Below are 7609 nucleotides of genomic sequence, written 5' to 3' on the forward strand. Positions count from 1 at the left end.
GTCAGTCCGTGGCGCCCGCGCGGACCAGGCCGTTCTCGTAGGCCAGCACCACGGCCTGGACGCGGTCGCGCAGGCCCAGCTTGGCCAGGATCCGACCGACGTGGGTCTTCACGGTGGCCTCCGACAGGGTCAGCCGGGCGGCGATCTCGCCGTTCGACAGGCCCTGCGCCACCAGCAGGAACACCTCCCGCTCGCGGTCGGTGAGCGGCTCCAGCACCGGCGAGCCGGGCGCCGTCGACGGCGTCGGCAGCACCTGCGCGAAGCGGTCGATCATGCGGCGGGTGGTGGTCGGCGCGACCACCGCGTCACCGCCGTGCACCGCGCGGATCGCCGCGACCAGCTCCGTCGGCGGGACGTCCTTCAGCAGGAAGCCGCTCGCCCCGGCCTTCAGCGCGGCGAAGGCGTACTCGTCCAGGTCGAAGGTGGTCAGGATGAGCACGTGCGGCGCCCCCGGCAGCGGCGCGCCGGACTCGTCCAGGCAGATCCGCCGGGTGGCCTGCACGCCGTCCAGCCGCGGCATGCGGACGTCCATCAGCACCACGTCGACCTCCGTCCCGGCGAGCAGCTCCAGCGCCTGCGCGCCGTCGCCCGCCTCGGCGGCGATCTCGATGTCGCCCTGCGACTGCAGGACCATCCGGAAGCCCGTACGCAGCAGCTCCTGGTCGTCCACGAGCATCACGCGGATGGTCACGGTCGGTTCTCCTTCACCTGATCGGTCGTGCCCCGGACTCAGCCGGCGGCCTTGAGGGGGAGGACGGCCCGGATCCGGAAGCCGCCGCCCGGCCGCGGGCCGATGTCGAGGCTGCCGCTCACCATGCCGACCCGCTCGCGCATGCCGATCAGACCATGGCCGGGCCCGTCGCCACCACCGTCCATCTGCTCGGCGGTGCTGCCGCGGCCGTCGTCCTCGACCAGCACCTCCAGGTCGCGGTCGCCGAAGTCCACCGCGACCCGGGCCCGGGCGCCCGGACCTCCGTGCTTGCGCACGTTGGTCAGCGCCTCCTGGACGATCCGGTACACCGTCAGCTCCAGGCCGCGCGGCAGCTCCCGCGGCTCGCCCGAGGTGGCGAAGTCCACCGGCAGGCCGGCCGTGCGGACCTGCTCCAGCAGCTCCGGCAGCTCCTCCACGCCGGGCTGCGGGACGTACTCCTCGGCCGTCTCCGACGTCCGCAGCACGCCGAGCAGCCGGCGCATCTCCACCAGCGCCTGGCGGCCGGTCGCGGCGATCGTGCCGAGCGCCTCCTTCGCCTGCTGCGGCGAGTTGTCCAGCACGTAGGCGGCGCCGTCGGCCTGAACGATCATCACCGAGACGTTGTGCGCGACCACGTCGTGCAGCTCCCGGGCGATCCGGGCGCGCTCGGCCGCCACCGCCACCTTCGCCTGTGCGTCCCGCTCGCGCTCCAGCCGGGCCGCCCGGTCCTCCAGCTCGACCAGGTAGGCCCCGCGGACCCGGGTCAGCCGGCCCCACGCCCAGCAGAGCACGAACGGCGTCGACATCAGCACCGCCACGAACACCAGCTGCCAGGTGCTCGGCCCCGGCGGCGGCGACGGGTCGTCCGGCACCGGGTCGCCGCTGTTGTCGAACCGCCACAGCGTCAGCGGACCGGCCACCAGACCCACCGCGAGCACCAGCCGGGACGCCCACCGCGAGCCGAAGGCCGCCCCCGTGTACGCGAACACCAGGTAGCCGATGGCCGAGGCGCCCGGAGTCACGTCCAGCACGAGCTGGCCCAGCCCGAGCGCGGTGCCCCCGGCCGCGGCCAGGTCCGGGTACCGGCGCCGGACCACCATCAGCGCGGCGATCGCCAGCGAGAAGGCCAGACCGCCGTAGAGCTGCAGGTCCGACTCCGAGAAGTCGGACAGCACGCCGAGCAGGAGGACCACCAGCGCCCAGGCGGAGTCGACCACCATCGGGTGACGGCGGAGCCAGGCGTTGAGTCGATGCACGCTCCAAGCCTAGGCAGTCGCACACCGCCCCCAGGTCCGCCGCGAGAGCGATCCGCCATCCGCCGCAGGGTGGAGACGGCCCCCGCCGGGACACCCCCGCCGACCGGTAGCGTCGACCCACGTGACCTGGATGCGGTGGCGGCCCGCCATGGAGGAGGCGCTGTACGGCGCGGACGGCTTCTACCGGGGCCCGGAGGGGCCGGCCGGGCACTTCCGCACCTCCGTGCACGCCTCGCCGCTGTTCGCCGGAGCCGTCGCCCGGCTGCTCGCCGAGACCGACGAGGCCCTCGGCCGCCCGGACGAGCTCGCCCTGGTCGACGTGGGCGCCGGCCGCGGCGAACTCGTCACCGGAGTCCTCGCCGCCCTCGCCCCCGAGCTCGCCGCCCGGGTCCGCCCCCACGCCGTCGAACTCGCCGCCCGCCCGGCCGGCCTGCCCCCGTCCGTGGTGTGGACGGACACCCTGCCGACCGGGCTGACCGGGCTGCTCTTCGCCAACGAGTGGCTCGACAACGTGCCGCTCGACCTCGCCGAACCCGACGAGGACGGCGTGCTGCGCTACGTCGAGGTCGGGCCCGACGGAGAGGAACGCCCCGGCGGCCCGCTGGAGGCCGCCGACGCCGCCTGGGCCGCCCGCTGGTGGCCGGACGGCGACCGGATCGAACTCGGCCGCACCCGCGACGAGGCCTGGGCCTCGGCCGTCGCCGCCCTCGACCGCGGCCTCGCCGTCGCCGTCGACTACGCCCACACCGCCGCCGACCGGCCGCCGTTCGGCACCCTCGCCGGATTCCGCGGCGGCCGCGAGGTCCGGCCCGTGCCCGACGGCAGCTGCGACGTCACCGCGCACGTCGCCCTGGACTCGGCCGCTTCGGCGGCCGCCCCGACCGTCCACAGCCTGTGGACGACGCAGCGGGCCGCACTGCGCGCCCTCGGCGTGCACGGCGGACGGCCGCCGCTCGCCCTCGCCTCCACCGACCCGGCCGGCTACCTGCGGGCCCTCGGCGGGGCCGGCGAGGCCGCCGAACTGACCGACCCGGCCGGCCTCGGCGGCTTCGGCTGGCTGGCCCAGGCCGTCCGCATGCCGGTACCGCGGAGCCTGGAGGGACTCCCCGCACCCGCGGGGTGGCAGACTCTGTAGCCATGAGGGAGACCACGGTCGGCATCGGCGCGGGTGCGCAGCAGCTCACGGGTGAGCTGGGCACCAGCGACATGGTGCTCAACATCGGCCCGCAGCACCCGTCCACGCACGGCGTGCTCCGGCTGAAGCTGGTGCTGGACGGCGAGCGGATCGTCACCGCGGAGCCGGTCATCGGCTACATGCACCGCGGCGCCGAGAAGCTCTTCGAGGCCCGCGACTACCGCCAGATCATCATGCTGGCGAACCGGCACGACTGGCTCTCCGCCTTCTCCAACGAACTCGGCGTCGTCCTCGCCGTCGAGCGGATGCTCGGCATGGAGGTCCCCGAGCGGGCGGTGTGGATCCGCACCCTGCTCGCCGAGCTCAACCGGGTGCTCAACCACCTGATGTTCCTCGGCTCCTACCCGCTGGAGCTCGGCGGCATCACCCCGATCTTCCACGCCTTCCACGGCCGCGAGGAGCTCCAGCACGTCCTGGAGGAGGCCTCCGGCGGGCGCATGCACTACATGTTCAACCGGGTCGGCGGCCTCAAGGAGGACCTCCCGGCCGGCTGGCTCGGCCGCGTCCGGCAGGCCGTCGCCGCCGTCCGCAAGCAGCTCCCGGTCTACGAGGACCTCGTCCTCGGCAACGAGATCTTCCGCGGCCGCACCGCCGGGGTCGGCACCCTCACCCGCGAGCAGGTGCACGCCTACGGCGTCAGCGGCCCGATCGCCCGGGCCAGCGGGGTCGACTTCGACCTCCGCCGCGACGAGCCCTACCTCGCGTACGGGGAGCTCGCCGACCTGCTGACCGTCGTCGTGCGGGAGGAGGGCGACTGCCTGGCCCGCTTCGAGTGCCTGCTGGAGCAGACCGCCAACTCGCTCGACCTCGCCGACGCCTGCCTCGACCGGCTCGCCGGGCTCGCCCCGGGGCCGGTCAACCTGCGGCTGCCCAAGGTCCTCAAGGCGCCGGAGGGCACCACCTACGCCTGGACCGAGAACCCGCTCGGCATCAACGGCTACTACCTGGTGTCCCGCGGCGACAAGACGCCCTGGCGGCTCAAGCTCCGCTCCGCCTCGTACAACAACATCCAGGCCCTCACCGAACTCCTGCCGGGCACCCTGGTCGCCGACATGGTCGCCATCCTCGGCTCGATGTTCTTCGTCGTCGGCGACATCGACAAGTAGGGGAAACCCATAGGGGTGCCCCCACGCGCCCCTGGGCGGTTCCTCCTACCTGTCCGCCGGGTGCGGGGCGAGCTTCTTGTGGCCCTTGGTGGCGATGCGCTGCTCGCAGAGGGAGACCAGGACGGCGTACGCCTCGGGCCCCATCAGTTCGGTGAGCTCCGCGCGGTAGCTGACGTACACCGGGTCCGGCGCGCCGTGCGCCTCCGGGCTGCCGGTGCACCACCAGTGCAGGTCGTGGCCGCCCGGCCCCCACCCGCGGCGGTCGTACTCGCCGATGCTCACCTGCAGGTAGCGGGTGTCGTCCGGCCGGTCGATCCAGTCGTAGGTGCGGCGGACGGGGAGCTGCCAGCAGACGTCCGGCTTGGTCTCCAGCGGCTCGCGGTCCTCCTGCAGGGCCAGGATGTGCAGCGCGCAGCCCGCGCCGCCGGGGAAGTCCGGGCTGTTGCGGAAGAGGCAGGCGCCGTCGATCCGCCGGGTCTGCCGGTCGCCGTCCTCGTCGAGCATGGTGATGCCGCCGTCGAGGCGGATCCGGCCCTTGGCGTCGGTGCCGTGCGGGTGGTTCTCCCAGATCTCCGGAGTGAGCCGGGCGGCGTGGCCGGCGACCCGCTGCTCGTCCTCCTCGTCCGAGTAGTGGGCGCCGAGGGTGCAGCAGCCGTCGGAGGCGCCGCGGCCCTCCTGGATGCCGTGGCACCCCCGGCCGAAGATGCAGCCCCAGTTGGAGGTGAGCCAGGTGAGGTCGCAGCGGAACACCTGCTCCTCGTCGGCCGGGTCGGTGAACTCTGCCCAGGCGCGCGGGAAGTCCAGCGGGACCTCGGGCCGCACGGTCGGCATCGCGAGGTCGACCACCGTAGAGGCCGGCTTCGTGCCGTTCTTCTTCGGCTTCTTGTGCTGTGCGGTGTCTGCTGCTGCCACGCTGCAAGGGTATGGCCTCGGCTGCCGTTTCCCGACGGCGCCGGAGCCGCGCACCGGCGGCGCACCTGCCCCGCACCCCGCCCGCACGGGCCGTGCACCGGCCGTGCGCACCCGTCCGCCGGGTCGTGAAGGCAGGGTGAAGAGGCTCACCGCGGCACGGGCCGCCCCGCGCCCGGGGCCTAGGATGGCGGGCTGCAGACGGCTGCGTGCGGGGACGGGACGCGACGACGGGGGACGGGGATGGCCGACAGGGTTCTGCTGAAGCCTTGGGAACTGCACGGCGAGGGGCGGGAGTTCGAGACCGTCTCGAACGACTTCGCGCGGGCCGCGCTCGACCTGGAGAACGGACTGGCCGCGCTCGGCACCCCCTGGGGGCGGGACGAGCCGGGCCAGGGCTTCGGCCAGGTGTACGAGGGCGCCCGGGAGGGCGTGCTGGCCGGGCTGCAGGGCCTGGCCGACCGGCTCGGCGGCATCGGAACCGGCCTGCACACCATGGCCGACAACGCGGAGCAGAACGAGCAGGGCAACCGCGACGCGTTCCGGGCGGTCGGCCCGGGAACCGGCGCCGCTCCCACCGCGCTCTGAGTCGACGGACCGTCAAGCCGCACCACCGAAGGGGGACCACATGCCCAGGAACCTGCCCGAGGAGCTGGCTCCGGTCATGGCCCGGCTCGGCCGCCACTGGCCGGAGGCCGACGAGGACGCACTGCGCCGCGCGGGCGGCCTGTGGCGCGAGTTCGGCGCCGAGGCCGAACGGCTGGGCCGGCGCGGCGTCTCGGCCGCCGAGCGCGTCACCGGCGAGAACTCCGGCCCGGCCGTCGAGGCCTTCGCCGAGCACTGGCGCGGCTTCAGCGGCGGCGGCCGTCGACGACTGCAAGGCCCGGCTGATCGCCGTCCTCACCGAGCTCGCCGAGGAGATCGCGGAGGCGGACAAGGCGGAGGCCGCAGCCGCCGCCCAGGTGAAGGCCGCGCAGGGGGAGGGCCTCTCCGGCCTGGTCGGGCAGGTCGTCGGCACGGTGAAGGGCGCGGCCGCCGAGGCCGGCGAGGCGATCGCGGTCGAGGCCGCGAAGATCAAGGTCAGCGCGCTGCTGGCGGAGCTCGGCCGGGAGATGAAGGACGGCCTGCAGGCGGCCCTGAAGGAGCCCGCCGTGACGGCCCTGGAGCGCATAGCGCAGGCCGACGGCGCCGGGAAGCACGGGCAGTTCCGCACCCTCAGCGCCGCCCGTTCCGGCGGGGAGATGACCGGCAAGCTGCTCGGCACCGCCGTCGGCGGTGCCGCCGCGGTGGCCGGGGTCAGCGGCGTCTCCGCCGCGCTCAACCCGGACGGCACGGTCGCCACCGACGCGCAGGGCCGCCCGGTGCTGGTCGGCGCGGACGGCAAGCGGCTGCCCGCGGTGGACGGGGTCAGCGTGCAGGTCGGCGCGGACGGCCGCCCGGTGCTCGGCGCCGACGGCAAGCCCGTGCTGCTCGACGCCGCGGGCGCCCCGGTGGCGGGCCTCGCGCTGGGCGCCGACGGCAAGCCGCTGACCGACGCCCAGGGCAAGCCGCTGACGGTCGGCGCCGACGGGGCGGTCGGCGACACCGGCCTCTCCCTGGCCGTCGGCAAGGACGGCCGGCCCGTCCTCGACGCGCACGGCCGCCCGGTCATGCTGGACGCGGAGGGCAACCCGGCCGCCGGCCTGGCCGTGGGCAAGGACGGCAAGCTGCTCACCGACGCCGACGGCAGGCCGCTGGTCGCCGGGACGGGCCGGGACGGCCGCCCGCTGGTGGACGCGGCCGTCGGCCCCGACGGCGTCCGGCTCGGCGCGGACGGCCTCCCGGTGGCCGCCGCCGACCTGGGCACCGGCCCGGGCGGGCACGGCGTCCCCGGCACCTCCGGTGACCCGGACGGCCTCGGCGGCCCCGGCGTCCGGACCGCCGACGGCCCGGCGGGCACGACGAGGACCGGCCCCGGCCGGACCGCACCGGTCCTGGACGTGGACCTGCAGGCCGCCCCGGCCGCGGGCGTCCAGGTGACGGCCGCCCCGCAGCAGGCCGTCCAGGCCCCGCCCGCCGACACCGGCGGCCACCGCGGCGGGTACGGCAGCGGGTACGGCGGCTACAGCACCCCCTCCGGCGGCCACACCACGCCCGCTCCGCCGGTGTACGAGCCGGACGGCTACGACCCGCCGGCCGCGGGTCCGCGGCCCGGCCCGATCTCCGTGCACACCGATTCGGTGGTGGTCGCCCCGCCGTCCCCGCAGACCTACGGCCCGCCCGCCGAGGTGCCGACCGGTGGCATCCGGCACGGCGGCGACTACGCCGTCCCGGCCGCGCCGGTGGCGCCCGCGGCCGGCTCCGGCTTCCCGCTCGGCCCGGTCGGCGGCGGTCCGGCCGCCGGTGCGGGCCCGGTCGCGGGCGCCGCGGTGCCGCCGGTCGGCATGGGGCAGACTGGCTGCCCTCGCGTCGT

The 7609-nt window shown here is 75.6% G+C and carries 6 protein-coding genes and 2 pseudogenes; 5 read left to right on the plus strand and 3 right to left on the minus strand.

Annotation, left to right across the window (positions count from 1 at the left end; genetic code table 11):
• Nucleotide 1: 1 nt before the first annotated feature.
• Nucleotides 2-691, minus strand: a complete 690-nt coding sequence (locus tag ABD353_RS21705; protein ID WP_344625284.1) for a response regulator — start codon at nt 689-691, stop codon at nt 2-4.
• Between the two features lie 38 nt (nt 692-729).
• The gene (locus tag ABD353_RS21710; RefSeq protein ID WP_344625283.1) at nt 730-1947 is read right to left on the minus strand and encodes a sensor histidine kinase; all 1218 of its coding nucleotides are present in this window, start codon (nt 1945-1947) and stop codon (nt 730-732) included.
• 130 nt (nt 1948-2077) lie between these two features.
• Here ABD353_RS21710 and ABD353_RS21715 point away from each other — a divergent pair, with 130 nt between their 5' ends.
• Nucleotides 2078-3082 (plus strand): SAM-dependent methyltransferase, encoded by a 1005-nt coding sequence (locus ABD353_RS21715; protein WP_344625305.1) that lies wholly within the window; start codon nt 2078-2080, stop codon nt 3080-3082.
• A 2-nt stretch (nt 3083-3084) separates the two neighbouring features.
• Entirely contained in the window at nt 3085-4248 is a 1164-nt protein-coding gene (locus tag ABD353_RS21720; protein ID WP_344625282.1) for an NADH-quinone oxidoreductase subunit D, read from the plus strand.
• Between the two features lie 45 nt (nt 4249-4293).
• On the opposite strand, the gene ABD353_RS21725 is transcribed toward ABD353_RS21720, so the two are convergent.
• Complete coding sequence (locus ABD353_RS21725; RefSeq protein WP_344625304.1) at nt 4294-5079, minus strand: DUF3109 family protein; 786 nt, start codon at nt 5077-5079, stop codon at nt 4294-4296.
• A 321-nt stretch (nt 5080-5400) separates the two neighbouring features.
• On the opposite strand from ABD353_RS21725, the gene ABD353_RS21730 reads away from it, so the two are divergent.
• The 3 genes and pseudogenes from ABD353_RS21730 to ABD353_RS21735 all read left to right on the plus strand — a co-directional run.
• A complete protein-coding gene (locus ABD353_RS21730; RefSeq protein ID WP_344625281.1) occupies nt 5401-5745 on the plus strand; it encodes a hypothetical protein in 345 nt (114 codons plus the stop codon).
• Between the two features lie 40 nt (nt 5746-5785).
• A pseudogene (locus tag ABD353_RS40720) lies at nt 5786-6016 on the plus strand (WXG100-like domain-containing protein); the annotation flags it as partial.
• 103 nt (nt 6017-6119) lie between these two features.
• A pseudogene (locus ABD353_RS21735) lies at nt 6120-7609 on the plus strand (hypothetical protein); the annotation flags it as partial.

The organism is Kitasatospora arboriphila, assembly GCF_039528095.1.
Classification (GTDB): Bacteria; Actinomycetota; Actinomycetes; order Streptomycetales; family Streptomycetaceae; genus Kitasatospora; species Kitasatospora arboriphila.

Excerpts from the sequence above, each read along its gene's own strand:
- ABD353_RS21715 (WP_344625305.1), top strand. The coding sequence starts at position 2,078 with ATGCGGTGGCGGCCCGCCATGGAGGAGGCGCTGTACGGCGCGGACGGC.
- ABD353_RS21720 (WP_344625282.1), top strand. The coding sequence starts at position 3,085 with ATGAGGGAGACCACGGTCGGCATCGGCGCGGGTGCGCAGCAGCTCACG.
- ABD353_RS21725 (WP_344625304.1), bottom strand. The coding sequence starts at position 5,079 with ATGCCGACCGTGCGGCCCGAGGTCCCGCTGGACTTCCCGCGCGCCTGG.
- ABD353_RS21730 (WP_344625281.1), top strand. The coding sequence starts at position 5,401 with ATGGCCGACAGGGTTCTGCTGAAGCCTTGGGAACTGCACGGCGAGGGG.